We start from the raw sequence: 26316 nt of genomic DNA, 5'->3' as shown, positions 1-26316 counted from the left end.
ATGTAGTACGTGCCGAGCGCCGGCCCGACGGGCCCGATGAGCGTCAGCGCCACCCCGGCCACCCCCGCCAGCCCCGAGCCGATGAAGAACGTCAGCATGTCCACCCGGCCGGTGTCGATGCCGCTGGTCGCGGCGAGCTGCCGGTTCTGCACCACGGCCTGGGTCCGCCGGCCCAGCCAGGTCCTGGTCAGGTAGAGCCACACCGCGACCACGCCGGCGACCGCGAGCCCCATGATGAACAGCCGGTTGTACGGCAGGATCCCCACCGCCCCCGACAGCCAGGAGGGCGCGGGCACCTGCACGTTGGGCGCCCCGAACAGGTCGCGGGCGAGCTGCTGCAGCACCAGGCTGACGCCCCAGGTGAGCAGCAGCGTGTCCAGCGGCCTGCCGTAGAAGTGCCGGATGGCGGCCCGCTCCAGGATCAGCCCCATGACCCCGGCGACCAGGAACGCCACCGGCAGCGCCAGCACCAGGTCCTGCAGCAGGAACGCGGTGTACGCCCCCGCCATGATGAACTCGCCGTGCGCCATGTTGATCACGCCCATCTGGCCGAACGTGAACGTCAGCCCGAGCGCGATCAGCAGCAGCACCGCGCCGATGGAGAGCCCGATGGGAAGCTGGTTGACGAAGGCCGACATCACTGGCCCGCAGCCAGGCCGGCCGCCCACGGGTAGCCCTTGAGGAACGGGTCGGGCTTGATCGGCTTTCCGGAGTCCCACACCTGCTTGATCAGGCCGTCCGGCTGGATGATGCCGATGCGGGCGGTCTTGTACATGTGCTGGTTCTCGCCGTCGATGGTGACGAGCCCTTCAGGCCGTTCGAGCGCGATGCCCGGCGCGGCCTTCTTGACCGCTTCCACCTCGGTCGAGTTCGCCTTCTTGACCGCCTCGGCCCACAGGTAGACGGCGTTGTAACCGGCCTCCATGGGGTCGCTGGTGACCTTGTTCTGCCCGTACTTGGCCTTGTACGCCTTGACGAAGGCGTCGTTGGCCGGCGTCTCGGTGGTCTGGTAGTAGTTCCAGGCGACCGGCTGGCCGGCGATGTTGTCCACGCCGATGCCGGTGACCTCCTCCTCGGCGACGCTCACCGACAGCACCGGCATGCTGTCCGCGCCGACTCCCGCGCTCTTGAGCTGCTTGAAGAAGGCGACGTTGCTGTCGCCGTTGAGGGTGTTGAACACCGCGTCCGGCTTGGCCTGCACGACCTTGTTGACCAGGGTGGAGTATTCGGTGTGGCCCAGCGGGGTGTACTCCTCGCCGAGCACCTCCATCCCGTTCGCCGCCGCGTACGCCTTGATGATCTTGTTCGCGGTGCGCGGGAAGACGTAGTCGCTGCCGACCAGGAACAGCTTCTTCTTGCCCTGCTCCTTCAGGTAGTCGAGCCCGGGGATGATCTGCTGGTTGGTGGTGGCGCCGGTGTAGAAGATGTACGGCGAGCTCTCCAGCCCTTCGTACTGCACCGGATACCAAAGCAGCGCCTTGTAGCGCTCGAAGACGGGCAGCATCGCCTTCCTGCTGGCCGACGTCCAGCCGCCGAAGACGGTGGCGACCTTGTCCTGCCTGATCAGCTTGGTGGCCTTCTCGGCGAACGTGGGCCAGTCGGATGCGCCGTCCTCCACCACGGGGACGAGCTTCTTGCCCAGCACGCCGCCGGCCTTGTTGATCTCCTCGATCGCGAGCAGCTCGGCGTCGCGTACGGTGACCTCGCTGATCGCCATCGTGCCGCTGAGCGAGTGGAGGAGCCCGACCTTGATCTCGTTCGACTGGGCGGCGGGGCCGGCGTCTGATCCGCAGGCCGCAAGCCCTAACAGAAGCAGTGCGGAGACAATCGGACGGGAGATGCGCACGGCGGTTCCTTCCTGCCGACCGGTACTGCGAGAAAGGTGACTCCGCGCGATTTCCTAGGAAGATCCCGGATGTTAAGACACGATTGCCAAACGTTCACAATTGCACTTAACCCGACATACGGCGGTTCATCGCAGCGCGAAACCGATACGACATCCCCTGGCAACAGCCTGGAAACGGCCGGTTTCTAGGGTCCGGCCCATGCGGCTTACCTCACACGAGCAGGAGCGGCTGCTCATCCACGTCGCCGCCGGGGTGGCGCGCGAGCGGCAGGCCCGCGGACTGCGGCTCAACCACCCCGAGGCTACCGCCATCATCGCGTCGTTCCTCATGGAGGGCGCCAGGGACGGTCGCACCGTGGCCGACCTGATGGAGGCGGGACGAGCGGTGCTCGGCCGGACCGACGTCATGGAGGGCGTGCCGGAGATGCTGGAGAGCGTGCAGATCGAGGCCACGTTCCCCGACGGCACGAAGCTGGTCACCGTGCACAGGCCGATCCCGTGATCCCGGGCGAGTACATCCACCCCGAGGGCTTCCTGTCGCTCAACCCCGGGCGCGAACGGGTGAGCTTGCGGGTGGTCAACACGGCCGACCGGCCCGTGCAGGTGGGCTCCCACTACCACTTCGCGGCCGCCAACCCCGGCCTGGAGTTCGACCGGAAGGCCGCCTGGGGGATGCGGCTCGACGTGCCGGCCGGGACCGCGATCAGGTTCGAGCCCGGCGTGGAACGCGACGTGACGCTGGTCCCGATCGCGGGCGCCCGGGTGGTGCCGGGCCTGCGCCCGGAGTGGGCGGGGCCGCTCGATGGCTGACGGAGCCCGCATCTCACGCGCCCGCTACGCGGCGCTCTACGGACCCACCACCGGCGACCGGATCAGGCTGGCCGACACCGACCTGTTCGTCGAGGTCACCGAGGACCTGTCGATGGGCCCGTCCGGGCCCGGCGACGAGTCCGTGTTCGGCGGCGGCAAGGTGATCCGCGAGTCCATGGGCCAGGCGCGGACCACCCGCGCCGAGGGCGCGGCCGACCTGGTCATCACCGGCGCGGTGATCCTCGACCACTGGGGCGTCGTCAAGGCCGACGTGGGCGTCCGCGACGGCCGCATCTACGCCATCGGCAAGGCCGGCAACCCCGACACGATGGACGGCGTGGACCTGGTCATCGGGCCGTCCACGGAGATCCTCGCGGGCAACGGCAAGATCCTCACCGCCGGGGCCGTGGACTCGCACGTCCACCTGATCTGCCCGCAACTGCTGGACGAGGCCATCGGGTCCGGTGTCACCACGATCGTCGGGGGCGGCACCGGGCCCGTCGAGGGCACCAAGGCCACGACCGTCACCGGGACCTGGTACCTCGGCAGGATGCTGGAGTCGCTGGACGCCTACCCGCTGAACTTCGCGCTGCTCGGCAAGGGCAACACGGTCAGCACCGAGGGCCTGCTCGAACAGCTCAGGGCCGGGGCCTCCGGCTTCAAGCTGCACGAGGACTGGGGCACGACGCCCGCCGCCATCGACGCCTGCCTGCGCGTGGCCGACGCCTCCGGCGTGCAGGTGACGATCCACACCGACACGCTCAACGAGGCCGGGTTCGTGGAGTCGACGCTCAAGGCCATCGGCGACCGCATGATCCACGCGTACCACACCGAGGGCGCGGGCGGCGGGCACGCGCCCGACATCATCCGCGTCGCCGGCTACCCCAACGTGCTGCCCTCCTCCACCAACCCGACCAGGCCCCACACCGTCAACACGCTCGACGAGCACCTCGACATGCTGATGGTCTGCCACCATCTCAACCCGTCGATCCCCGAGGACCTGGCCTTCGCCGAGTCGCGCATCAGGCCGTCGACGATGGCGGCCGAGGACGTGCTGCACGATCTCGGGGCGATCTCGATGATCGGCTCGGACTCGCAGGCCATGGGACGGATCGGCGAGACGATCATCCGGACGTGGCAGACGGCGCACGTGATGAAGGGCCGGCGGGGCTCGCTGGGCGGGCCCGCCGACAACCTGCGCGCCCGCCGCTATATCGCGAAATATACGATCTGCCCGGCCATCGCCCACGGGCTGGACTCCGAGGTCGGCTCCGTCGAACGCGGCAAGCTCGCCGACCTCGTCCTCTGGGACCCGGCCTTCTTCGGCGTCAAGCCGGACCTGGTGCTCAAGGGCGGCGTGGTGGCCTGGGCCCAGATGGGCGACGCCAACGCCTCCATCCCGACGCCGCAGCCGGTGCTGCCCCGCCCGATGTTCGGCGCCTCGCCGGTCACCGCCGCGGCCACCTCGCTGCACTTCGTCTCGCCCCTCGCCCTGGAGTCGGGGCTGGCCGACCGGCTGGCCGTGCGCCGGCGCCTGGCCGGGGTGGCGGACGTACGGCGGCGGGGGAAGTCCTCGATGCCGCTCAACGACGCCCTGCCCAGGATCGAGGTGGCGCCCGACACGTTCGAGGTCCGCGTGGACGGCGACCTCATCGAGCCCGCCCCCGCGACCACCCTGCCCATGGCCCAGCGTTACTTCCTGTTCTGATGAACGCCGCCCTGCTCCTCCTCAGCGACTCCCGGCTCCCGGCCGGCGGCCACGCCCACTCGGGCGGCGCGGAACAGGCCGTCGCGTCGGGGGCGGTGCACGACGTGCCCTCGCTCGCCGGCTTCCTGCACGGGCGCCTGCGCACCGCGGGCGCGGTCACCGCCGCGCTGACCGCCGCCGCCTGCGCGGCGTCCGCCCGGCCCGGCGTGGCATGGGGGCCGCTCGACGCCGAGGTCGACGCCAGGACCGCCGCACCCGCCCAGCGGACCGCCTCCAGGACGCAGGGCAGGCTGCTGGTCCGGGTCGCCTGCCGGATCTGGCCGTCGGCGGTGCTGGGCGAGCTCGCGCGGACCGTGCCCGACCCGCATCACCCGATCGCGCTCGGGGCGGCGGCGCACGCGGCGGGCGCGACGCCCGAGGAGGCCGCCATGGCGGCGGCCTACCAGGCGGTCAGCGGCCCGGCCACGGCCGTGGTCCGGCTGCTCGGGCTGGACCCGGTCGCCGTGCACGCGCTGCTGGCCAGGCTGACCCCCGAGCTCACGGCGGTGGCCGCGGAGGCCGGCCGCGCCGCGGCGAACTGCCTGCCGGACCCCGGACTCCCGGACGCGTGGGCGGCGCTGCCCGCGTACTCGGCCCCCGCACTCGACCTCCTGGCCCAGCGGCACGCGCGTGCCGAGGTCAGGCTCTTCGTCTCCTAGGAAAGGACCTCCTTCATGGGCGCCAACCACGACGACCACCACCACGCCCCGGACGGCCGCGGCCGGGCGCTGCGGCTCGGGGTGGGCGGCCCCGTGGGCAGCGGCAAGACGGCCCTGGTGGCCGCGCTGTGCAGGACGCTGGGCCCGACGCTGTCGCTCGGCGTGGTGACGAACGACATCTACACCACCGAGGACGCCGACTTCCTGCGCCGGGCGGGCGTGCTCGACGAGGAGCGCATCCTCGCCGTCGAGACCGGCTGCTGCCCCCACACCGCCATCCGCGACGACATCGCCGCGAACCTCGACGCCGTCGAGACCCTCGAACACCGCTTCGGCCCGCTGGACCTGGTGATCGTGGAGAGCGGCGGCGACAACCTGACGGCCACGTTCAGCAGGGGCCTGGCCGACCGGCAGATCTTCGTGCTGGACGTGTCGGGCGGCGACAAGGTGCCGCGCAAGGGCGGCCCCGGCGTCACCACAGCCGACCTGCTGGTGATCAACAAGACGGATCTGGCCCCGATGGTGGGCGCCGACCTGGGCGTGATGGCCAGGGACGCGGCGGCCGTCCGCGGCGAGAGGCCCGTCCAGTTCACCTCGATCCGGCAGGAGCCGGCCGCGGGCACCGTCGCCGCCTGGGTGTCCGAGCAGGTGTCCGCCTGGGCCCACGCCCACGCCGCCCCCGTCTCCTGATGCCCGCAGAGGCCGCCCGCCGGGCGATGAGCGCCCGCGCCGCCGTGGCGACCGCCCTGGCGGCGGACGGCCGGACCGTCGTCCGCCGCCTGGCCTCCGCTCCCCCGCTGACGCTGCGCCAGACCGGCCCGTGCACCGTCCACCTCGTCTCCACCGCGGCGGGCCCGCTCGGCGGCGACCGGCTGGCGCTGGAGCTGGACCTCGCGCCCCGCACCACGCTGGAGCTGGGCTCGGTGGCGAGCACGCTGGTCCTGCCCGGCGACGGCGAGTCCGAGATGCTGGTCACCGCCAGGGTGGGCGCGGGCGCCACCCTGCGCTTCAGCCCGGAGCCGACGGTCCTCGCCACCGGCTGCCGCCACCGCCTCCTGGTGCGCCTCGACCTGGAGGCGGACGCCTCCGTCTTCTGGCGCGAGGAGATCGTCTTCGGCCGGTACGGCGAGGAGCCCGGCCGCTGCCATGCCCGCTTCGACGCCACCCGCGCCGGCCACCCGCTGCTCAGGCAGGAGTTCACCGTCGGCGACCCGGCGCTCGACTCCTCTCCCGCCGTCTACGGGGCGGCCCGCTGCGTCGGCAACACGTTCCTCACCGCCCTCGCCAAGGGGCCCGCCGTGGCCGCGGGCGTGGCCGTCCTGCCCCTGGCCGACGGCGGCACCCTGGTGTCGGCCCTGGCCGCCGACGCCGTCGAGCTGCGCGCCCGCCTCGAATGGGGTGAGCGGACGGCCGTCGATGGTGACGACTCCGTTGCGTACGGTGGTGACGGGCGCGTGCCCGGCTTACAGTGATCGTGTGGCCGATTACCTCCAGCCCGCGCCCGCACGATCGCGGGCCCGCCGGGGCTACGCGATCGCCGTCGGCGCCGCAGGCGCCCTGCTGACCGTCTGCGCGATCCTGCCGTGGGCCGCGCTGGAGGCCAGGAGCTCGCTGCTCGGCGGCGCGATAGCCGGCAGCGTGCGCGGCGTCGACGACTCCTTCGGCGTCTACACGCTGATCGCCGGGCTGGCGGCGCTGGCCTGCGGGCTGGCCGGCGCGCTCGCCCATCCGCGGCTGGCCGCCCTGGCGGTCGTGCCGGGGGCCGCCGCCGTGCTGGTGGTGGTGCTGTTCGTCATCGAGGGGAGCGGCATCAAGGACCGCTTCAGCATCGACCTCGGCGACCTGCTGTCGGTCGAGCCGGTGATCAGGTTCGGCTGGTTCGCCGCGCTGGCCAGCGCGGTGGCCGTCGTCGTCCTGTCCGTGCTGGCGCTCGTCCGGCGGGCCTGAGGCCCTTGCCCCAGGCCGCGCGGCGGCACCGTCAGTCGAAGAAGCCCAGCCGGCGCAGCTGCTTGGGGTCGCGCTGCCAGTCCTTGGCCACGCTGATGCGCAGATCCAGATAGACCCGGGTGCCCAGCAGCGCCTCGATCTGCTTGCGGGCCTTGGTGCCCACCTCGCGCAGCCGCTCGCCCTTGTGCCCGATGATGATCGCCTTCTGCGAGGGCCGCTCCACGAACAGGTGGGCGTAGATGTCCAGCAGGTCGTCGCGCCCCTCGCGCGGCAGCATCTCGTCCACCACCACGGCGATCGAGTGCGGCAGCTCGTCGCGGACGCCTTCCAGCGCCGCCTCCCTGATCAGCTCGCCGACCAACACCTGCTCCGGCTCGTCGGTGAGCCGGCCGTCCTCGTAGAGTGGCGGCGACTCGGGCAGGTGCTCGATCAGCACGTCGGCCACCACGTCGAGCTGCTCGCCCGACTGCGCCGACACCGGCACGATCGCGGCGAACTCCCCCACCTGCGACACCGCCAGCAGCTGCTCGGCGATCTGCTCCCTGCTCGCCAGGTCGCACTTGGTGACCACCGCGATGACGGGCGTCTTCTTGACCGCCGCGAGCTTGTCGGCGATGAACCGGTCGCCCTTGCCGATCGGCTCGTTGGCCGGGACGCAGAAGCCGATCGCGTCGACCTCCGTCAGCGTGGACAGCACCAGGCTGTCGAGCCGCTCACCGAGCAGCGTGCGCGGGCGGTGCAGCCCCGGGGTGTCGACGATGATGAGCTGGGCGTCGGGGCGGTGCACGATGCCCCTGATGACGCGCCGGGTGGTCTGCGGCTTGGACGAGGTGATCGCCACTTTCGCGCCGACCAGGGCGTTCATCAGCGTGGACTTGCCGACGTTCGGCCTCCCCACGAAGCAGGCGAATCCGGCGCGATGGTTGTCTGGCGAAGTCACATACTGCATTCTGTCCCATCAACCGGCCTGTTCACGCCACCACGCGAACGCCCGGGGCGCGACGAGCGGGGTCCAGGCCGTCGTGTTCAGTCCGGTCAGCTCCTGCTCGGTCACCCAGCGGAAGTCGTTGATCTCCTCGCCGTCGGGCTCGGGCACGCCGGAGACGAGCGCGCAGCCGTAGACCGCGATGACGTAGGAGACCTGGTGGCCGTTGGGGTAGAGGACGCGGAACTCCGGGCCGCCGTAGACGCCGATCAGGCCCCGCACCCGGACCTCGACGCCGAGCTCCTCGCGCAGCTCCCGGACCGCGGCGTCCTCCGGCCGCTCGTCGGGATCGATGCCGCCGCCGGGCGCGGCCCACTTGCCAACGTCGCCGTGCCTGGCCATCAGCAGCCGGCCGTCGTCGTCGAACACGAAGCAGGCCGCCGACGGCAGCACGAGCAGATCCGAGCCGACCTTCTCCCGCACCCGGGCCAGGAACGGCGACATCGGCATGTCAGCTCCTCAGCGTGCCGTCGGGCCCGGCCACGAGCAGCGACTTGACGCCCAGCTCCGCGGCCACGGCCGCGTCGGCCGCGCTCGGCTCGCCCTCGCTCACCAGCGCGACGGCCTCCAGGGTCTGCGCGCCGCTGGAGATCGCCATGCCCACCGCCACCTGCACCGCCGACAGCGCCAGCGCCTGCAGCGCCACGTTCGTCGCCGAGTAGGTACGGCCGGTCTCGTCGCGTACGGCGGCGCCCTCGGCGGAGCCGTTGCGCGCCCTGGCCGCCCGAGCCAACGTGATGATCTTGCTGTCTTCAGGATCGAGAGTCACGGGCACTAGGTTAGGCGCTGGTCATGGAGATGACCGCGTCGACCACCTTGCGGGTGCGGCCGGCGTCCACCTCGTCCATGCCCGTGTGCACGACGGAGACCAGCGTGTCGCCCACCCGCGACAGCACGACGTCCAGCGCGTACGGGTAGCCGTTCAGCCGCCCGTGCAGCCGCGCACCGACGGCCTCGTCCCCCGTGTCCTCGACCGGGAACTCCTCCAGCCGCAGGTCGGTGCCGCCGGAGACGCGTACCTCCCGGCACGATTCGAGGGCGTCGGCCAGGTCGTCCAGACGCGCCTCCGCCTCCTCGCCCGCGTATCTCGCGAGCCCCACGCCGGCCTGCTCGCCGAGCCCGTCGCCGCGGTAGCTGACGGCCGCCTGGGCGGTCAGCGCCGCTCCCGGGGCCAGGCCGCCCGCGGGCTCCAGCATCGCCCGGCAGTTCCGGTCGCCCTGCCCGAACGGCACCCGCCACGCCTGCTCCGGCCTGACCGTGAAGCCGTCCGGCAGCGGTGGCTCCTTGCTGAGCAGCTCGCGCAACCGCGCCGCGGCCTGCGGGTCGAGCCGGCTCTCCGTCACCTCGCCCCCGCAGCCCGCCAGGGCCGCGACCAGCAGTCCACCGGCCAGCACAGCCGTGCCCGGTTTTCGTCTCATGATCCCCCCTTGGATCGCAGCCTCCCCGGGCGACGAATGCGGCAATCCACCAGAGTGTCCACCAATACGCAAAAAGGGTGCCCCCACCCGGTTATCCGGACGAGAACACCCTTTACGCCGACCAGCGCCCAGTCGGCCGAGCCGACCGGGACGCCGTCGTTCCCCCCAGGAGCATCCTCCCGCCGCGAACCCCACCCGGCGGTCAGACGCTTCCTTGTGACACCCACCGCACTGGATGTCGTGATTAGAGATTGCCGCACCCGGCTTGCAGAAGACTTGTAGAACACTTGCGGCGTTCAGCCGCATATGTCCCTGCAGGCAGACGGGTCAGTCCCGCTCCGCGGCCGCCGGTACGCTCTCCCCCGCGGGAGGCGTGACCCGGCGCACGACCACCGTGCTGATGCGGTTGCGGCGGCCCGCCAGGCTCTCGGCGGTGAGCGCCAGCCCGGCCACCTCCGCCTGCGAGCCGGCGATCGGCACCCGGCCCAGCGCGTGGGCGAGCAGCCCGCCCACGGTCTCGACGTCGTCCACCTCGATCTCGGTGTCGAACAGCTCGGCCAGCTCGTCCACCGGCATGCGGGCGGTCACCCGCAGCCCGCCGTCGGAGGTGGACTCGACGCGCGGAGCCTCCTGGTCGTATTCGTCGGTGATCTCGCCGACGATCTCCTCCAGGACGTCCTCGATCGTGACCAGACCGGCCGTGCCGCCGTATTCGTCGATGACGATGGCGATGTGGATCTGCCTGGCCTGCATCTCCCGCATGAGCTGGTCGATGGGCTTGCTCTCCGGCACGTACGCGGCCGGGCGCATGATCGTCTCGACCGACTCCTTGCCGCCGCCCTCGCCCGACTCGTGGATCTTGCGGGCGATGTCCTTGAGGTAGGCGATGCCGATGACGTCGTCCTCGTTCTCGCCCACGACCGGGATCCGGGAGAAGCCGCTGCGCAGCGCGAGCGACAGCGCCTGGCTGATCGTCTTGCCGCGCTCGATGTAGACCATGTCCGTGCGCGGCACCATGACCTCCCGCACCAGCGTGTCACCCAGCTCGAAGACCGAGTGGATCATCTCGCGCTCGTCGGGCTCGATCACCCTGCGCTCCTCGGCCAGGTCGACCAGGTCGCGCAGCTCGGCCTCGGAGGTGAACGGGCCGTCGCGGAACCCCTTGCCGGGGGTCAGGGCGTTGCCCAGGAGGATGAGCAGCTTGGGCAGGGGGCCGAAGATGCGGGTCAGGCCGTACACGATGGGGGCGCTGGCCAGCGCGACCGGCTCGGCGTGCTGGCGGCCCAGCGTCCGGGGCATGACGCCGACCACGACGTAGCTGATCAGGATCATCACCAGGGCGGCCCAGAAATAGGCCCACCCCTGGTCGTGCATGAGGTCGATGAACAACAGCGTCGCGATGACCGTGGCGATCAGCTCACAGCTCAGCCTGAGCAGCAGGAGCAGATTGAGGTAGCGCGGCGGGTCGGTCACGATGGCCTGCAGCCGGACGGCGCCGCGTCGGCCCTCGCGAACGTACTCCTCCGCGCGCACCCTGGAGATGCGCGTCAGTGCCGTCTCCGCACTGGCGATCAGGCCACCGATGATCACGAGGGCGATGGCCGACAGCAACCAGGCGTTCACCGCGGGTTGCGCACCTCCTGCCACGACTCGAGGAGCCGGGCCTGCAGGCCGAACATCTCCTTGTGCTCCTCCGGCTCCGCATGGTCGTAACCGAGCAGGTGGAGGATGCCGTGGGTGCACAGCAGCTCCAGCTCGTCGGCGGCGGAGTGCCCCGCCTCCTCCGCCTGCCTGGCGGCCACCTGCGGGCAGAGCACCACGTCACCCAGCAGCGCGGGATCCGTGGGGCTGTCGGAGTCGCCCCGCGCGCCGCCGCCGGGACGCAGCTCGTCCATCGGGAACGACAGCACGTCGGTCGGACCCGGCTCGCCCATCCACTTCTCGTGCAGCTCCGCCATCGCGTCCTCGTCCACCACCACGATGGACAGCTCGGCGAGCGGGTTGATGCCCATCTCGCCGAGCACGTAGGCGGCCAGGGCGGTGAGGTCCTCCTCGTTCACCCCGACGCCCGACTCGTTGTTGAGCTCAATGCTCACGTTCGCTCACCCGCCGCTTTCCCCGCTGCTGGATCCGCTTGGGCTCCTGCAGCGCGTCGTAGCGCCCGTAGGCGTCGACGATGTCGCTCACCAGCTTGTGACGGACCACGTCGGCGCTGGACAGGCGCGCGAAGTGGATGTCGGGGATGCCGTCGAGGATCTCCTGGACCACCCGCAGCCCGCTGACCGTGCCCGAGGGCAGGTCGACCTGCGTCACGTCACCGGTCACCACGATCTTGGAGTTGAAGCCGAGCCTCGTGAGGAACATCTTCATCTGCTCGGCCGAGGAGTTTTGCGCCTCGTCGAGGATGATGAACGCGTCGTTCAGGGTGCGGCCCCGCATGTAGGCCAGGGGCGCGACCTCGATCGTGCCCGCGGCCATCAGCTTGGGGATGGAGTCGGGGTCGACCATGTCGTGCAGCGCGTCGTAGAGCGGCCGCAGGTAGGGGTCGATCTTCTCGTAGAGGGTGCCGGGCAGGAAGCCCAGCCGCTCTCCGGCCTCGACCGCCGGGCGGGTCAGGATGATGCGGTTGACCCGCTTCTCCTGCAGCGCACGCACGGCCTTGGCCATCGCGAGGTAGGTCTTGCCGGTGCCGGCCGGGCCGATGCCGAACACGACCGTGTGCTGGTCGATCGCGTCGACATAACGCTTCTGGTTGACCGTCTTCGGCCTGATCGTGCGCCCGCGCGAGGACAGGATGTCCAGCGAGAGCACCTCGGCGGGGCGGTCGGAGGTCATGCGGAGCATGGCGATGCTGCGCTCGACCGCGTCGGGGGTGAGCTCGCCGCCGCTGCGCAGGACCTCGACCAGCTCCTCGAAGAGCCGCACCACCGTGCCGCTCTCGTCGGGGGAGCCGGTGACGGTGATCTCGTTGCCCCGCACGTGGATGTCGGCCCTGAAGGCGCCCTCGATGACGCGCAACAGCTCGTCGCGAGAGCCCAGGAGGCTGACCATCGGGTATTCGTCCGGAATCAGCACCTTGGCTTGTGTGCGCGAGGGAGGTGCCGTACGTCGGGATTCGTGTAGTTCGGACATGGGCAGGCCAGCGGCCTGATGCCTCCCGGTCTCTTTCGGTGTTCTTCTCCGCCCATCGTAGCCGGGACCAGGCGGATTGCTCGCGTCAATATCACCGCGTCCGGCCCTCGGCCCCGCCCTGCCCCTGACCTGCGGCGATGAGCGTCACCGGCGAGGGCCGCTATCCGGGCGGCCAGGTCAGCGCGCGCCCGCCCAGGATGTGGGCGTGCACGTGGAAGACGGTCTGACCGGCGCCGGCCCCGGTGTTGAACACCACCCGGTAGCCGCCGTCGGCGACGCCTTCCTGCACCGCCACGGCGTGGGCGGTCTTGAGCACCTCGTCGGCGAGCCCGTCGTCGGCCGCGGCCAGCGCCGCGGCGTCGGCGTGGTGCTCCTTGGGGATGACCAGCGCGTGGGTGGGCGCCTGCGGGTTGATGTCACGGAACGCCAGGGTCCTGCCGGTTTCGTAAACGATCTCGGCGGGAATCTCCTTGGCGACGATTTTGCAGAAGAGGCAATCGCTCACCTGGCCCACCCTACCGAGAGTCATCGTTCGGGAGTCCGTTGCGAATCGGTAATCCGCTGTGTCGTGCGCAGGAAGATCCACGCGGTTAGGGTTGGTGTGCGACACTTCAGCAAAAAAGACGATTCAGGGTCGGGCGAGCGCCACCTGGCGAGGACACGACTGGGTAATGCACCCTAAGGAACCGGGGAAACCTCAAGAACCGGAAGAGCGTAAACCCTCTGGGAAGGCCGCGCGTCCCACTGATGTGACCACCGAAACCCTTCTGGCCGACAGGTCAATGGGGGCGGTGCCGGTCGGGTGGGATGCCGACATGGCCGTTACCGCGCTTTACAGCGCGCACTTCCGGTCATTGGTGCGTCTCGCTGTGTTGCTCGTGCGCGACATAGCAACCGCAGAGGAAGTCGTGCAGGATGCGTTCGTCGCCATCCATGGCGCCTGGCGTAGGCTGCGTGACCCCGACAAAGCACTCGCCTACCTGCGTCAATCTGTCGTCAACCGGTCTCGTTCCGTGCTGCGTCACCGCGCGGTCGTCGAGAAGTACGCCCCCAAGGGCCTGCCGGACGCCCCGAGCGCCGAGAACGGCGCGATCGGCGAGCTGGAACGCTCCGCCGTCATCGAGGCGTTACGTGCCCTGCCCACCCGACAGAGAGAAGCACTGGTTCTGCGTTACTACGGTGATCTGTCCGAAGCTGAGATAGCCCACGCCATGGGCATCAGCAAGGGCGCGGTCAAGAGTCACACGGCGCGTGGCATGGCCGCTCTGCGATCCGTTCTGGAGAAGATGTCATGACCCAGCCCCCCGACGAGTACGGCGACCTCCTGCGCCGTGCGCTCCGCGCGGAGGCGGACGCGGTCGTGCCCTCGCCGGAAGGACTGGAGATCATCCGCGCCCGCATCGACCGGCGCGGCGTCCGCAACCTGTTCTGGTGGCGCGCGGGCGCGGCCGCCGCCAGCGCCATCCTCGTGGCGGGGACGATCGTGATGGCCGTGCCCCAGCTGCGCTCGCAGATCACCAACGAGCCCGCCTACCAGGTCAACGACGAGACCAGCGAAGTCCCGTCCAACTCCTCCACCACCCGCTCGCAGCAGCCTCCGCCCAAGCAGCCCAGCGCCGAGCCGCCGCCCGTCGTCATCCCCGACGTGTCCAGGACCCCGTCGCCGCGGCCCACGAAGAAGGCCGAATCGACCAGCAGGCCGTCGCAGTCCCCCAGCCCCAGGGCCACCACCGAGTGCCCCACGCCGGCGGCCGAGCAGGAGCAGCCGCCCGAGGAGTGCCCGACGGTGTCGCCCACCCCCACGCCCACCGACCTGGAGTCGACCGCGCAGCCGTCGGCATGCCCCCCTGAGGAGTGCCCGCCCGACGACGTGACCGACGCGCCCACCACCGAGGCCAGCCCGCTGGTGGACGCCTCCCAGACCACGCCCTGACGGCCCTCAGCGCCGTTCTAAGAGCTCACCAGCGCCCGGTACGGGTGAGCAGCACGGAAGCGGCCGCCACGCCCGCCGTGGACGTACGCAGCACCGTCGGCCCCAGGAGCACGGGCACGGCCTTGGCCGCGCGGAACCTGGCGAGCTCCTCCTCGGAGACGCCCCCTTCGGGCCCCACGACCACCACGATGTCGCCGCCCGGCGGCAATGCCACCCCGGACAGCGGCTCGGCGGCCTCCTCGTGCAGCACCAGCCCCAGCGCCGCGCCCGCCAGCAGCTCCTCCACCCGGGCCGTGGAGGCGAGCTCCGCCACCTCGGCCAGGTGGAACCGGCGAGCCTGCTTGCCGGCCTCGCGGGCCGTGGCCCGCCACCGTGCGAGCGCCTTGGCGACCTTGTCGCCCTTCCACTGCGTGATGCTGCGCGAAGCCGCCCAGGGCACGATCACGTCGACCCCGGCCTCGGTCATCATCTCGACGGCCAGCTCGCCCCTGTCGCCCTTGGGCAGGCCCTGGACGACGATCAGCCGCGGGCTGGGCGCCGGGACCTCGTAGCGGCGCAGCACGTCCAGCCTGAGCGAGTCCTTCAGCGCCTCGCGCACGACGCACTCGGCGACCGCGCCCGCGCCGTCGGTCAGGTCGACCCGTTCGCCGGCCCGCAGCCGCCGCACGGCGGCCGCGTGCCGCCCCTCGGGGCCGTCGAGCGTCAGCTCGGGACCGTCCAGCTCGTGCTTCCTGGAAGCCAGGAAGACGGGAACGCTCACGTCACCTTCCGTTGAAGGCGTCACGCAGGCGGGAGAAAAAACCCTGCTGCCCCGGTGCGAACTTACCGGGCGGGCGCTCCTCACCCCGCTGCTTCGAAAGTTCGCGCAGCAGCTCCTCCTGCGCCGCATCGAGCCGGGTGGGGGTCTCCACGTTCACGTGGATGAGCAGGTCGCCCCTGCCGGATTCGTTGAGCCGCTGGACGCCCCGGCCGAACATGGTGATGACCTGGCCCGACTGCGTGCCGGGGCGGACGTCCACCTCTTCGGAGCCGTCGAGGGTCTCGACCGCGAGGATGGTGCCGAGCGCGGCGGCCGTCATCGGGATCTGCACGGTGCAGTGGAGGTCGTCACCGCGCCGTTCGAAGATCTCGTGGGGCCGCTCGACGATCTCCAGGAACAGGTCTCCCGGTGGGCCGCCGCCCGGTCCGACCTCGCCTTCTCCGGCGAGCTGGATGTGGGTGCCGTCCTCGACGCCCGCGGGAATGCGGACCTTGATCGTACGGCGGGTGCGCACCCGGCCGTCGCCCGAGCACTCCTGGCAGGGATGGCGGATGATCGTGCCGAACCCGCCGCACTGCGGGCACGGCCGCGAGGTCATGACCTGGCCCAGGAACGAGCGGGTGACCTGGGAGATCTCGCCGCGCCCGCTGCACATGTCACAGGTGTCGGGATGGGTGCCCGGCGCGGCGCCGGCCCCGTGGCACACCTCGCACAGCACGGCCGTGTCGACGACCAGCTCGCGGGTGGTGCCGAACGCGGTCTCGCGCAGGTCGAGCTCGACCCGGATGGTGGCGTTGCGACCCCTGCGGGCACGCGAGCGCGGGCCCCTGGCGCCGCCGGCGGTGCCGAAGAAGGCGTCCATGATGTCGCTGAACGGGAAGCCCGCGCCGAACCCGGCGGCGCCGGCGGCCGCTCCCGCGCCGCCGAAGGGATCGCCGCCCATGTCGTACATCTGGCGCTTGCTGGGATCCGACAGCACCTCGTAGGCCTGCGTGATCTCCTTGAACCGCTCCTGCGTCTCAGGGTCGGGGTTCACATCGGGATGCAGCTCGCGGGCGAGTCGGCGGTATGCCTTCTTGATCTCGTCCTGACTGGCGTCACGGCGCACCCCGAGGGTGGCGTAGTAGTCACTGTTTGCCACTTATCGACCTCTTATGATGCAGCCAGGATCTGGCTGACGTAGCGTGCCACCGCGCGCACGGCGCCCATTGTCACGGGGTAGTCCATCCTCGTGGGACCCAGCACGCCGAGCCGGGCCAGTTGGTTGTCGCCAGAACCGTATCCGGTTGCGACGATGGATGTGCCCCGCAGGTAGGGGTTTTCCGAGCCGATGCGCACGGTGAGCGCGGACGGGGTGTCTGTGGAAGTCTCGCCTAGCAGCCGCATGAGCACGACCTGCTCCTCCAGCGCCTCGAGCACGTCGCGCAGGCCCGTCGAGAAACCGGCGCCCGCGAGGTTGGCCGCGCCCGCGAACACGATCTTCTCGTCGTGCCGCTCCACCAGCGTTTCGAGCAGCACCGACAGGATCGTGGCCACGACGGGCCGGTCTTCGACGGGCAGCCGTTCCGGCAGGTCGGCGACCAGCTCGGGCACGTTGCTCAGGCCGCACCCGTCGAGGCAGGCGTTGAGCACCGCGCGCAGGTGTGCGATGCGGGTGTCCTCGACGACCTCGGGCAGCTCGATCACGCGCTGCTCGACGCGGCCGGTGTTGGTGATCAGGACGAGCATGACCCGCCGGTCGCTCAGCGGCACCAGCTCGACGTGCCTGACCGTCGAGCGCGTCAGCGTCGGGTATTGCACGACTGCCACCTGCCTGGTGAGCTGCGCGAGCAGCCGCACCGTGCGGGTCACCACGTCGTCGAGATCGACCGCGCCGGCCAGGAACGTCTCGATCGCCCTGCGCTCAGCCGCCGACAGCGGCTTGACCTGCGAGAGCCGGTCGACGAAGAGCCGGTAGCCCTTGTCGGTCGGCACGCGGCCCGCGCTCGTGTGCGGCTGCGTGATGTAGCCCTCCTCCTCCAACGCGGCCATGTCATTCCTGACCGTGGCGGGGGAGACCTTCAGGTTGTGACGCTCCGCGAGCGCCTTGGAACCTACCGGCTCGTTAGTGGACACATAGTCCTCGACAATGGCGCGGAGCACCGCCAGCTTACGTTCGTCGAGCACGTGCCCACCTCCTGCCTCTGCCTTTTACCAGGAACGCAACGTCTAGCACTCTGTGTTCCCGAGTGCCAAGTGTACGGCTCTCGCCCACAAGGTGCGATAACACCGAGTCCTCATCCTGTTGCTAGCGACTTACAAGCGACAGGCCTCACACTTGCCCACATGACCGACGAATCCCAGCCCCCGTCGTACGGCCCGCCGCCAGGGCAGGGCCCGTACCACGGTCAGCCACAGCCTCCCCAGTACGGCCCCCAGCCGGGCTCGCAGCCCGGATACGGCCCGCAACCAGGCTCTCAGCCCGGGTACGGGCCGCCACCGCAGTACGGGCAGCCGCCCCAGTACGGCCAGCAACCGCCATATGGACAACCCCCGCAGTACGGCCAGCAACCACAGTTCGGACAACCATCTCAGTACGGACAATACGGCCAACAACCCCAGTTCCCCCCGCAAATTTCATCAAAAGCGATAAAGCCCAGCCTGTGGTGGATCGCGCTCGCCTGGGGGATCGCCGTGGTGTGCGGGGTGGCCGGCGTGCTCGTGTTCGCCGGCGGCATCGTGAGCAGCGTCTCCGACCTGGCCCCGACCAAGACGTTCGCGTCGGGGGAAACCGTGACGGTGCCGATCGACCCGGCGGAGAAGCCCGCCGTCTACGTCGCCAGCGACACGGCCATCAACTACCAGTGCCAGATCTCGGGCGGCCCCGGCCAGGCGAAGCTCATCAAGACCACCGGCTCGGAGACGGTCACGAATGGCAGCACCGTCTGGGAGCAGATCCTCGTGATCAACGCACCGGCCAAGGGCGACTACCAGCTCACCTGCGCCAACCAGGAGGAGGCCAGCGTCTCCTACGGCGTCGGCCGCCAGCTGTCCACCGCCGCGAGCGGGATCGCCGGCGGCGTGGCCGCGCTGTTCCTGATCCCCGGCGCGGGGCTGCTCGTCGGGATCGTCGGCACCGTCGTCGTCCTCGTCCGCAGGAGCGGCTCGCGCAAGCGCCTTGCGGTCGGCGGGTGATTTGCTACGGTCCCCGTGTGTACGAGGGCGATGTGCTGGCGGGGAATTGGCGGCGGCCGGGCAAGGGCAAGATCCCGAAGGTGCCCGCCGAGCCGGACCTGGTCGTGGAGGACGCCGACAGCGGCTTCTGCGGCGCGGTGGTGGCGTGTGACAAGGAGGCCGTCACCCTGGAGGACAGGCACGGCAAGCGCCGCCTGTTCCCGCTCGCCCCTGCCGCGTTCCTGCTGGAGGGCCGGCCCGTGACCCTCGTACGCCCGGTGGCGGCGCCCGCCGGGCCGCCGCTCAGCGCCTCGGGCTCGATCGCCGTGGAGGGCCTGCGGGCGAGGGTGGCCAGGCAGAGCCGGATCTACGTGGAGGGCGTGCACGACGCCGCCCTGGTGGAGAAGATCTGGGGCCATGACCTGCGGGTCGAGGGGGTCGTGGTCGAATACCTCGAAGGCGTGGACGATCTGCCCGCCATCGTGGCGGAGTTCGCCCCCGAGCCGGGGCGGCGGCTGGGGGTGCTGGTCGACCACCTCGTGCCCGGCTCCAAGGAGAGCCGGATCGCCGCCCAGATCACCTCGCCCGACGTGCTCGTCGTGGGGCATCCGTTCATCGACATCTGGCAGGCGGTCAAGCCTTCCGTGCTGCGCATCCCCGGCTGGCCCGACGTGCCGCGCGGGGTGCCGTGGAAGGAGGGCGTGATCGCCGCCCTGGGCTGGCGCATGGAGCCCCCGGAGGCGTGGCGGCGGATCCTCGGCGCCGTCTCCACCTTTGCCGACCTGGAGCCGGAGCTGCTCGGCCGGGTCGAGGAACTGATCGACTTCGTAACGGAGGCACCATGAGCCAGGACCCGCCCCAGCCGCCGCCCGACGACGACTACACCCGCCGCGTGTCCCCTTCGGACATCCCGCCGAGCGCCGGCTCCGGCCCTCAGCCACCGGACTACGGCCCGCAGCCTGGCTCCCAGCCCGGCTACGGCCAGCAACCGGGATCTCAGCCCGGCTACGGCCAGCAGCCCGGATCCCAACCTGGGTACGGCCAGCAACCCGGATCCCAACCCGGCTACGGCCAGCAACCCGGATATGGGCAGCAGCCCGGATCCCAGCCCGCTTACGGACAGCCCGGCCACGGTCAACCTGGCTACGGACAGCCCGGCCACGGACAACCTGGCTACGGACAGCCCGGCCACGGACAGCCTGGATATGGGCAGCCCGGCTACGGTCAGCCCGGATATGGGCAGCAACCGCCCTCCTACGGCCAGCCGCAGTCCGGCGGTTACGGTCAGGCGCCCCCGCCCGGTTACGGCCGGCCCCCGCAGCCCGGCGGCTACGGCTACGCCGCGGGCCCCGGCGAGCCGTACGTGCCCGGCAGGTACGGCCCCCGCCCCGGCACCGACGACACCACGCTCGCCATGCTCTCCCACCTGCTGGGCCTGCTGGTCTCCTGGCTGGGCCCGCTGATCATCTACCTCATGAAGAAGGACGAGTCCCCTTATGTCCGGGACCAGGCCGCGGAGGCGCTCAACTTCCAGATCACGATGTTCATCGGCTACGTCGTCTCGGGCATCCTGGTGATCGTCTTCATCGGCGTGCTCCTGCTGCCCGTCGTGTGGATCCTGTCCCTGATCTTCCACCTCCAGGCCGCCATCGCCACCAACCGCGGCGAGAACTACCGCTACCCGTTCGCCATCCGCCTGATCACCTAGATCAGCAGATCGCGGATGAGGGCGTCGGCCAGCAGGCGCCCTTCGAGCGTGAGCACCATCAGCCCGGCCCTGAACGCCTCCGGCTCCAGCAGGCCGCGGGCCAGAGCGCTCGCCACGGACGTACGCGCGGCATGGGCCACCTCGGCGAGCGGGTAGCCGGACACCAGCCGCAGCTCCAGCATCAGCCGCTCGGCCGCGCGGTCGTCCTCGCCGAGCACCTCGCGGGCGTGGGCGGGCGAAGCGCCCCCGGCCAGCCGCTGGGCGTAGGCGGCCGGATGCTTGACGTTCCACCAGCGGGTGCCGCCGACGTGGCTGTGCGCGCCGGGCCCGGCCGCCCACCAGTCGCCGCCGGTCCAGTAGAGCAGGTTGTGCCGGCAGCGCGCGTCGTCGGAGACGGCCCAGTTGGACACCTCGTACCAGCGGAATCCGGCCTCGGACAGCATCCGGTCGGCGATCAGGTAGCGATCGGCGGCCACGTCGTCGTCGGGCATCGGCAGCTCGCCCCGCCTGATCCGGGCGGCCAGCCTGGTGCCCTCCTCGACGATCAGGGAGTAGGCCGACACGTGGTCGGGCCCGGCCTCGATCGCCGCGGCCAGCGAGGCCCGCCAGTCGTCGTCGGACTCTCCGGGCGTGCTGTAGATCAGGTCCAGGTTGACGTGGTCGAACCCGGCCGCCCGCGCCTCCCGCACGGCCGCCGCCGCGCGGCCGGGGGTGTGCGTGCGGTCGAGGATCTGGAGCACGTGCTCGCGGGCGCTCTGCATGCCGAAGCTGATCCGGTTGAAGCCGCCGTGGCGGAGCTTGTCCAGGTAGGAGGGGTTCACCGACTCGGGGTTGGCCTCGGTGGTCACCTCGGCCCCCGGTCGCAGCCCGAACTCGGAGTCGATCGCGCCGAGGATCCTGGCCAGGTCTTCCGGGGGCAGCAGGGTCGGCGTGCCACCGCCGAAGAACACCGTCTCCACCGGCAGCTCGGCCTCGCCCAGCACGCGCCGCGCGAGGCGCACCTCCTCGACGACCGTGTCCGCGTAGTCCCGGTGCGAGGCACCGGGGCCCAGCTCGGCGGCGGTGTAGGTGTTGAAGTCGCAGTAGCCGCAGCGGGTCACGCAGAACGGCACGTGGACGTAGAAGCCGAACGGGCGCTCGCCGAGGCCCGTCAGCGCGCTCTCCGGAAGCTCTCCGGAGGCGGGCGCGGGATCGCCGTCAGGCAGGATGGATGGCACATCTACCAGTCTGCCCGCCTCACAAGGGTGCTCCTATCCGTCTGCAAACCCTTGGGTGTCCAATGGGATCCTTCCGGCGAAGGGGATTCTCATGTCAGGTATCGGCATCGTGGGGGCGGGGATCTCGGGCTTAACCCTGGCCCTGCGCCTGCAGCAGCTCGGCGTGGACGTCACGCTCTACAGCGAGAAGGACGCCGGCTCCATGCGCTCCGGGCGGCTGCCGAACACGGTCGCCAGGATGGGCCACACCCAGGCCAGGGAACGCGAGCTGGGCAGCGTGCACTACCGGGATCCCGGCTGCCTCATGGCCGCCGCCAAGCTCTCGATCAAGGGGGATCCGCCGCTGGAGTTCACCGGCAGGGTCACCGAGCCGTTCCACGCGGTGGACTTCCGGCTGCTGCTGCCGGCGTACCTGGACGACTTCGCCGGGCGGGGCGGCAAGGTCGTCGTCGGCGCCGAGTCACCGGACGCGGCGCAGGTGGATCGCTGGTCACGCGGGCACGAGCTGATGGTGGTGGCGGCCGGGCGGCGCTCGGTGGCCGAGCTGTTCCCGCGCGACGCCGCCCGTTCCCCGTACGACCGGCCGCAGCGCGTGCTGACCGCCGGGCTGTACCACGGCCTGGAGATGGGCCCGCTGTTCAGCTACAACATCTCGCCCGGCTGCGGGGAGATCTTCCGGATGCCGATGATGAGCCGGCACGGCGTGGTCTCCAGCGTGCTGGTGGAGGCGATTCCCGGCGGCCCGCTGGAGCCGATCTCGCGGGCGCCCGCGGCGGAGGTCGGTGACGTGCTGGCCGGGCTGCTCGCCGAGCACGCGCCGCGGCTGGCCGAGCGGATGGACGCGGCGGAGTTCGGGCTGCTGGGGCCGGAGGACCTGCTGCAGGGGGCGGTCACGCCGGTCGTACGCGAGCCGGTGGCGGAGCTGCCGAGCGGGCGGATCGCGCTGGCGGTCGGGGACGCCTGGGTCACCAACGACCCGCTCACCGGCCAGGGCGCGAACCTCGGCTCGGCCTGCGCCTGGATCGCGGCCGACGCCATCGCGGCGGGCGGCCCGTACGACGCCGCCTTCGGGCGGGCCGCGGCCGCGCGGATGTGGGAGGCGGCGGCGCCGGTCACCGACTGGACGAACGCCTTTCTCCGGCCACCGGCCGAACACGTCATGACCCTGCTGGGAGTCGCCGCGGGCAGGCAGGACGTGGCGGATCTGGTGCTGTCGCTGTTCTCGGATCCCGCCTACGGGTGGGCGGTCGTGTCGAGCCCCGACGAGGTGGCCAGGATCGTTGACGACAAGGGGTAGCCGCTCTACGATCGCGTAAAACTTATAGGAAAGTTTCCTATAAATACGCCCCCCGGAGTGGCCCGTGAAGAAGAAGATCCTCGTCGCGCTCTCGCTCTTACTCGGCTTCTCGGCGGTGTCCGTGCCCGCCGAGGCCCACACCGGCTTCAACCGGGTCGCGTACTTCATCCAATGGGGCGTCTACGGGCGCAACTATCACGTCAAGGACGTGGACGTCAGCGGCGCCGCGGCCAAGCTCACGCACCTGAACTACGCGTTCGGGTTCGTCAACGCCGAAGGCGGCTGCTACTCGGCCGACCCCTGGGCGGACTGGCAGCGGCCGGTGCCGGCGGAGCAGAGCGTGGACGGGGTCGCCGACGCACCGGGCCAGGCCCTGAACGGCAACCTCAACCAGCTGCGCAAGCTCAAGGCCAAGCACCCGGGGCTCAAGGTGCTGATCTCGCTGGGCGGCTGGACCGGCTCCAAATACTTCTCCGACGCCGTGCTCACCCCCGAGTCCCGCGCCACGCTCGCCCGCTCGTGCATCGACCTGTGGCTGCGCGGCAACCTGCCGGGCCTCGACGCGGGCGCGGGAGCCGGCGTGTTCGACGGGATCGACCTCGACTGGGAGTGGCCCGGCTCCTCGGGCGCCGAGGGGAACGTCATCCGGCCGGAGGACAAGCGCAACTTCACGCTCTTCGTGGCGGAGCTGCGCGCGCAGCTCACGGCCTACTCCGGGCAGGCGCAGCTCACGGCCTTCCTGCCGGCCGCGGCGGCCAAGATCGACGCCGGTTTCGAGGTGCGCAAGGTCTTCAGGCACCTCGACTTCGCCACCGTCCAGGGCTACGACCTGCACGGCACCTGGGAGCCGCAGACCGGGCACAACGGCAACCTGTTCACCGACCGGCGGGATCCGAACCCGGTGAAGTACAGCGTCGACCAGACCGTGCGCGACTACCTCTCGCGCGGAGCGCCCGGCCGCAAGCTCGTTGTGGGCGTGCCCGCCTACGGCCAGGGCTGGACCGGCGTGACGGGTGGCGGGGACGGGCTCTACAAGCCCGCCACGGGCCCGGCTCCCGGCAAGTGGGGCCCGGGCACCGAGGACTACAAGGACCTCGTCGCCAAGCCCGGCAAGCGCTACCGCGACCTGCGGTCCGGGGCCATGTGGCTCTACGACGGGAACGAGTTCTGGTCGTACGACGACCCGGCGTCGCTGGTGCAGAAGGCGGCGTACATCCGGCTCAAGGGGCTCGGCGGGTCGATGATGTGGTCGATCGACCAGGACGACTCGCGGGCCTCCCTCACGACGGCGCTGTACTCCGTGCTGCGCTGAAGCCGTGGCCGGGCGCGCGACTCCTACCCGCCCGCCCGGCCACTCCCGCCCGCGTCTCCACCCCAGGGTGGAGATCCCGGGCTCTCAACCCACAGGCCGATCCGCTACGAATCCCGCGTCCCTACCTTCGAACGCGTGGAACCCATACAAATCGCAGCACTCGCCGTCGTCGCCCTAGCCGTCGTGATCTACCGCCAGCTGCAGACCCGCCCGACGGCCGGATCGGGCGTCCTCTACACCTCCGCCGCCATGATCGTCGGCGGCGTCGTCGCCGGCGGGCTCATCGACACCCGGCATCTCGCGCTCAGCGCCGCCCTGCTCCTCGCCGAAGCCGTGGCGGCGGTGGGGCTCGGCATGTGGCGCGCGAGCACGGTACGCGTCTGGGTGGACTCCTCGGGCGTCGCCCTCTCGAAGGCCACGCTCTGGACCCTGCTGGTGTGGCTGGCCTCGGTGGCGGTCCGCATCGGGCTGTACGCCGCCGGGCAGTCGCTGGGGCTGTCGCTGTCCACCGGTGGCGTCCTCGTGTACGTGGGCCTCACGCTGGGGGCGCAGGCGTACCTGATCGCCCGGCGGGGGCGGGCGCTTACCGGCACGGAGCAGCGAGCGGATAGCTTTTTGAGGTGATGCCCCCACCGTCCAGGATCGTCCCCGCCGCGGTGCGGCTGGGGGCGATCGCGCTGCTGGTCGCGGGCCAGGCCACCGCGACGCCCGCGCCAGGGCTGACCGGCACGGGCCTGGCCGTCACCCTGCTCCTGGCGTCCCTGGCGATCACCCTGCTCCTCGCCCTGTTCCCACCCCCACGGACCACCTCCGCCCAGCGCCAGAACCCTCCCGAACCACAACCCAGCCCCCAGACCCCGGACCACCACCCGGACCTCCCGCATCGCCCCGATCATCCGGGTCATTCGGCCCTCCTGCGTCGCTTCGATCACTCGGAGCCGAGCCGATCATCCTGGCTGTCGAAGGCATCCCGACTCCGGCTCGCCCTCAAGAACCGGCCCGTCAACCGGTCACCCCTCGTCCTGGTCAGCCTCGGCCTGGCGGTCCTTCTCTCCATCGCCCTGCACACGGTCACCCACAGCGGCCCGGCCATCGCGGCCCTGCTCATCTGCCTCAGCCTCACGGTGACCCGCTTCCCGTTGCGCCAGTCCCTGCCCGTCGGCCTGCTGGCCGTCGCGGGCCTGCTCGTCGCCGGGGCGATCGCCGGCACGCCCGTCCCCGATCTCACCCTCTTCCTCGCCATCTGCCTGATCTTCCTGGTCACCTACGCGGCCAAGCAGCGCAAGGCCACGATGGCCGCCGAATCACGTGAAGCCGTCCTGGCCGAGCGCGCCAGGATCGCCAGGGAGATCCACGACATCCTCGCCCACTCCCTCTCCGCCCAGCTCGTCCACCTGGAGGGCGCCAAGCTGCTGCTCCGTGCCGAACGCACGGAGGAGGCGCTCGACCGGGTCACGCGCGCCAGGAACCTGGCCAAATCAGGGCTCGAAGAGGCCAGGCGCGCGGTGTCGGCCCTGCGCGAGGACCCGCCCTCGCTCCCTGTCGCCCTTCGGACGCTCGCGGAGGAGTTCGAGAGCACCACGCAACGAGCCTGCACGCTGCGCGTCTCCGGCTCCCCGCACCGCCTCTCGCCGCAGACAGAGCTCGCCCTGCTCCGAACCGCCCAGGAAGCCCTCACGAACGTGCGCCGCCACGCGCCCGGCAGCCCGGCCGCGATCGAGCTCGCCATCGATCCGTTCGGATGCGACCTGCGCGTCACGAACCCCGCCTCCCCCGAACAGGGCACGCCCGGAGGCGGCTACGGTCTCGTGGGCATGCGCGAACGGGCCGAACTCCTGGGCGGCACGCTGTCAGCAGGCGAACGCGACGGCGGCTTCCTGGTGCACCTGAAGGTACCGGCATGACGTTGATCACTCCCTATGTCGTCCAGGCCGAGGCCCAGAAGGTGTCCGCATGACCAAGGTGGTCGTGGTCGATGACCAGGCCGTGGTGCGCGAGGGCCTGGTGCTGCTGCTCGGGCTGCTGCCGGGGATTGACGTGGTCGGCTCTGCGGGAGACGGCGAGGCGGCGCTGCGGGTGGTGGCTCAGGAGCGACCGGACGTGGTGCTCATGGATCTGCGCATGCCCCGGATGGACGGGGTGGAGGCCACTGGCCGCATCCGCGCCGCCTACCCGGGCACCCAGGTCGTGGTGCTCACCACCTATTCGGATGACGAGTCGGTCTTCGCGGCACTGAGAGCGGGTGCGCGGGGCTTTCTCACCAAGGACGCCGACGCCGACGACCTCGCCAAGGCCATCGCCACGGTGATGCGCGGCGACGCCCAGCTCGACCCGACCGTGCAACGCCGCCTCCTCGAAACCATGTCCCCACCTCCTGTCTCTTATACACCTC

The 26316-nt window shown here is 71.0% G+C and carries 31 protein-coding genes; 17 read left to right on the top strand and 14 right to left on the bottom strand.

Annotated elements, in window-relative coordinates; all coding sequences use genetic code 11:
- Both urtB and urtA read right to left on the bottom strand, forming a co-directional pair.
- A partial coding sequence (gene urtB, locus ETD85_RS39545; protein WP_138694951.1) for an urea ABC transporter permease subunit UrtB occupies nucleotides 1–638 on the bottom strand: 638 nt, incomplete at its 3' end.
- Nucleotides 638–1846 (bottom strand): urea ABC transporter substrate-binding protein, encoded by a 1209-nt coding sequence (urtA, locus tag ETD85_RS39540; protein WP_138694950.1) that lies wholly within the window; start codon nucleotides 1844–1846, stop codon nucleotides 638–640. The genes urtA and urtB, both read right to left, overlap by 1 nt.
- Nucleotides 1847–2045: 199 nt before the next feature.
- Between urtA and ETD85_RS39535 the strand changes: the two genes are divergently transcribed.
- The 7 genes from ETD85_RS39535 to ETD85_RS39505 are packed head-to-tail and all read left to right on the top strand — an operon-like array spanning nucleotide 2046 to nucleotide 7009.
- Nucleotides 2046–2348, top strand: coding sequence for an urease subunit gamma (locus ETD85_RS39535; protein WP_138694949.1), 303 nt, complete (start codon nucleotides 2046–2048; stop codon nucleotides 2346–2348).
- Nucleotides 2345–2656, top strand: coding sequence for an urease subunit beta (locus tag ETD85_RS39530; RefSeq protein WP_138694948.1), 312 nt, complete (start codon nucleotides 2345–2347; stop codon nucleotides 2654–2656). Before ETD85_RS39535 ends, ETD85_RS39530 begins: the two co-directional genes overlap by 4 nt.
- The gene (locus ETD85_RS39525; RefSeq protein WP_138694947.1) at nucleotides 2649–4364 is read left to right on the top strand and encodes an urease subunit alpha; all 1716 of its coding nucleotides are present in this window, start codon (nucleotides 2649–2651) and stop codon (nucleotides 4362–4364) included. Before ETD85_RS39530 ends, ETD85_RS39525 begins: the two co-directional genes overlap by 8 nt.
- Nucleotides 4364–5062: an urease accessory protein UreF gene (locus ETD85_RS39520; protein WP_138694946.1), complete on the top strand. Its 699-nt coding sequence runs from the start codon at nucleotides 4364–4366 to the stop codon at nucleotides 5060–5062. Before ETD85_RS39525 ends, ETD85_RS39520 begins: the two co-directional genes overlap by 1 nt.
- A 15-nt stretch (nucleotides 5063–5077) precedes the next feature.
- On the top strand, nucleotides 5078–5752 hold the full coding sequence (gene ureG / locus ETD85_RS39515; RefSeq protein ID WP_138694945.1) for an urease accessory protein UreG: 675 nt from the start codon (nucleotides 5078–5080) through the stop codon (nucleotides 5750–5752).
- Complete coding sequence (locus ETD85_RS39510) at nucleotides 5752–6534, top strand: urease accessory protein UreD (RefSeq protein ID WP_170247094.1); 783 nt, start codon at nucleotides 5752–5754, stop codon at nucleotides 6532–6534. Before ureG ends, ETD85_RS39510 begins: the two co-directional genes overlap by 1 nt.
- Nucleotides 6535–6538: 4 nt before the next feature.
- A complete protein-coding gene (locus ETD85_RS39505) occupies nucleotides 6539–7009 on the top strand; it encodes a hypothetical protein (protein ID WP_138694944.1) in 471 nt (156 codons plus the stop codon).
- Nucleotides 7010–7040: 31 nt separating this feature from the next.
- Here the strand turns inward: ETD85_RS39505 and era are convergent, their stop codons facing one another.
- The 8 genes from era to ETD85_RS39465 all read right to left on the bottom strand — a co-directional run bounded on the left by era (nucleotide 7041) and on the right by ETD85_RS39465 (nucleotide 13073).
- The gene (gene era, locus ETD85_RS39500) at nucleotides 7041–7949 is read right to left on the bottom strand and encodes a GTPase Era (protein WP_379507148.1); all 909 of its coding nucleotides are present in this window, start codon (nucleotides 7947–7949) and stop codon (nucleotides 7041–7043) included.
- An 18-nt stretch (nucleotides 7950–7967) separates the two neighbouring features.
- Entirely contained in the window at nucleotides 7968–8444 is a 477-nt protein-coding gene (locus ETD85_RS39495; protein WP_138694942.1) for an NUDIX domain-containing protein, read from the bottom strand.
- Nucleotide 8445: 1 nt separating this feature from the next.
- A complete protein-coding gene (locus tag ETD85_RS39490) occupies nucleotides 8446–8763 on the bottom strand; it encodes a cytidine/deoxycytidylate deaminase family protein (RefSeq protein ID WP_138694941.1) in 318 nt (105 codons plus the stop codon).
- A 10-nt stretch (nucleotides 8764–8773) separates the two neighbouring features.
- A complete protein-coding gene (locus tag ETD85_RS39485) occupies nucleotides 8774–9412 on the bottom strand; it encodes a hypothetical protein (RefSeq protein WP_138694940.1) in 639 nt (212 codons plus the stop codon).
- Between the two features lie 327 nt (nucleotides 9413–9739).
- The gene (locus tag ETD85_RS39480) at nucleotides 9740–11035 is read right to left on the bottom strand and encodes a hemolysin family protein (protein ID WP_138694939.1); all 1296 of its coding nucleotides are present in this window, start codon (nucleotides 11033–11035) and stop codon (nucleotides 9740–9742) included.
- A complete protein-coding gene (gene ybeY / locus ETD85_RS39475; protein WP_138694938.1) occupies nucleotides 11032–11508 on the bottom strand; it encodes an rRNA maturation RNase YbeY in 477 nt (158 codons plus the stop codon). Before ybeY ends, ETD85_RS39480 begins: the two co-directional genes overlap by 4 nt.
- Nucleotides 11498–12544, bottom strand: coding sequence for a PhoH family protein (locus tag ETD85_RS39470; protein ID WP_138694937.1), 1047 nt, complete (start codon nucleotides 12542–12544; stop codon nucleotides 11498–11500). The genes ybeY and ETD85_RS39470 overlap by 11 nt, the downstream gene beginning before the upstream one ends.
- A gap of 160 nt (nucleotides 12545–12704) precedes the next feature.
- Nucleotides 12705–13073 (bottom strand): histidine triad nucleotide-binding protein, encoded by a 369-nt coding sequence (locus ETD85_RS39465; RefSeq protein ID WP_138694936.1) that lies wholly within the window; start codon nucleotides 13071–13073, stop codon nucleotides 12705–12707.
- A gap of 253 nt (nucleotides 13074–13326) precedes the next feature.
- Here ETD85_RS39465 and ETD85_RS39460 point away from each other — a divergent pair, with 253 nt between their 5' ends.
- Nucleotides 13327–13839: a SigE family RNA polymerase sigma factor gene (locus ETD85_RS39460; protein ID WP_080047132.1), complete on the top strand. Its 513-nt coding sequence runs from the start codon at nucleotides 13327–13329 to the stop codon at nucleotides 13837–13839.
- Nucleotides 13836–14477, top strand: coding sequence for a hypothetical protein (locus ETD85_RS39455; RefSeq protein WP_138694935.1), 642 nt, complete (start codon nucleotides 13836–13838; stop codon nucleotides 14475–14477). Before ETD85_RS39460 ends, ETD85_RS39455 begins: the two co-directional genes overlap by 4 nt.
- 25 nt (nucleotides 14478–14502) lie before the next feature.
- Here ETD85_RS39455 and ETD85_RS39450 read toward each other — a convergent pair whose 3' ends face one another.
- Genes ETD85_RS39450 through hrcA form a run of 3 tightly spaced genes read right to left on the bottom strand, consistent with a single transcriptional unit; the run spans nucleotide 14503 to nucleotide 17403 of the window.
- Nucleotides 14503–15237 carry a 16S rRNA (uracil(1498)-N(3))-methyltransferase gene (locus ETD85_RS39450; RefSeq protein ID WP_138694934.1) on the bottom strand — a complete coding sequence of 245 codons (735 nt, stop codon included), beginning with the start codon at nucleotides 15235–15237 and terminating at the stop codon, nucleotides 14503–14505.
- Nucleotide 15238: 1 nt separating this feature from the next.
- The gene (dnaJ, locus tag ETD85_RS39445) at nucleotides 15239–16378 is read right to left on the bottom strand and encodes a molecular chaperone DnaJ (protein ID WP_138694933.1); all 1140 of its coding nucleotides are present in this window, start codon (nucleotides 16376–16378) and stop codon (nucleotides 15239–15241) included.
- Between the two features lie 11 nt (nucleotides 16379–16389).
- On the bottom strand, nucleotides 16390–17403 hold the full coding sequence (gene hrcA, locus ETD85_RS39440; protein ID WP_138694932.1) for a heat-inducible transcriptional repressor HrcA: 1014 nt from the start codon (nucleotides 17401–17403) through the stop codon (nucleotides 16390–16392).
- Nucleotides 17404–17922: 519 nt separating this feature from the next.
- Here hrcA and ETD85_RS39430 point away from each other — a divergent pair.
- Genes ETD85_RS39430 through ETD85_RS39420 form a run of 3 tightly spaced genes read left to right on the top strand, consistent with a single transcriptional unit; the run spans nucleotide 17923 to nucleotide 20098 of the window.
- Nucleotides 17923–18411: a hypothetical protein gene (locus ETD85_RS39430; protein WP_240779725.1), complete on the top strand. Its 489-nt coding sequence runs from the start codon at nucleotides 17923–17925 to the stop codon at nucleotides 18409–18411.
- Nucleotides 18412–18428: 17 nt separating this feature from the next.
- Entirely contained in the window at nucleotides 18429–19235 is an 807-nt protein-coding gene (locus tag ETD85_RS39425) for a DUF3097 domain-containing protein (RefSeq protein WP_138694931.1), read from the top strand.
- Nucleotides 19232–20098 carry a DUF4870 domain-containing protein gene (locus ETD85_RS39420; protein WP_138694930.1) on the top strand — a complete coding sequence of 289 codons (867 nt, stop codon included), beginning with the start codon at nucleotides 19232–19234 and terminating at the stop codon, nucleotides 20096–20098. Before ETD85_RS39425 ends, ETD85_RS39420 begins: the two co-directional genes overlap by 4 nt.
- Here the strand turns inward: ETD85_RS39420 and hemW are convergent.
- On the bottom strand, nucleotides 20095–21315 hold the full coding sequence (hemW, locus tag ETD85_RS39415; RefSeq protein WP_138694929.1) for a radical SAM family heme chaperone HemW: 1221 nt from the start codon (nucleotides 21313–21315) through the stop codon (nucleotides 20095–20097). The genes ETD85_RS39420 and hemW overlap by 4 nt on opposite strands.
- Nucleotides 21316–21406: 91 nt before the next feature.
- On the opposite strand from hemW, the gene ETD85_RS39410 reads away from it, so the two are divergent.
- The 5 genes from ETD85_RS39410 to ETD85_RS39390 all read left to right on the top strand — a co-directional run.
- Nucleotides 21407–22612 (top strand): styrene monooxygenase/indole monooxygenase family protein, encoded by a 1206-nt coding sequence (locus ETD85_RS39410; RefSeq protein WP_170247092.1) that lies wholly within the window; start codon nucleotides 21407–21409, stop codon nucleotides 22610–22612.
- 64 nt (nucleotides 22613–22676) lie between these two features.
- Entirely contained in the window at nucleotides 22677–23924 is a 1248-nt protein-coding gene (locus ETD85_RS39405) for a glycoside hydrolase family 18 protein (protein ID WP_138694927.1), read from the top strand.
- A 135-nt stretch (nucleotides 23925–24059) separates the two neighbouring features.
- A complete protein-coding gene (locus ETD85_RS39400) occupies nucleotides 24060–24548 on the top strand; it encodes a hypothetical protein (RefSeq protein ID WP_138694926.1) in 489 nt (162 codons plus the stop codon).
- Complete coding sequence (locus tag ETD85_RS39395; RefSeq protein WP_240779726.1) at nucleotides 24548–25828, top strand: sensor histidine kinase; 1281 nt, start codon at nucleotides 24548–24550, stop codon at nucleotides 25826–25828. The genes ETD85_RS39400 and ETD85_RS39395 overlap by 1 nt, the downstream gene beginning before the upstream one ends.
- A gap of 49 nt (nucleotides 25829–25877) precedes the next feature.
- A partial coding sequence (locus tag ETD85_RS39390) for a response regulator (RefSeq protein WP_138694924.1) occupies nucleotides 25878–26316 on the top strand: 439 nt, incomplete at its 3' end.

It is taken from the genome of Nonomuraea zeae (assembly GCF_005889725.1).
GTDB classification, from domain to species: Bacteria; Actinomycetota; Actinomycetes; order Streptosporangiales; family Streptosporangiaceae; genus Nonomuraea; species Nonomuraea zeae.
This window is presented reverse-complemented; position numbering and strand designations above follow the sequence as displayed.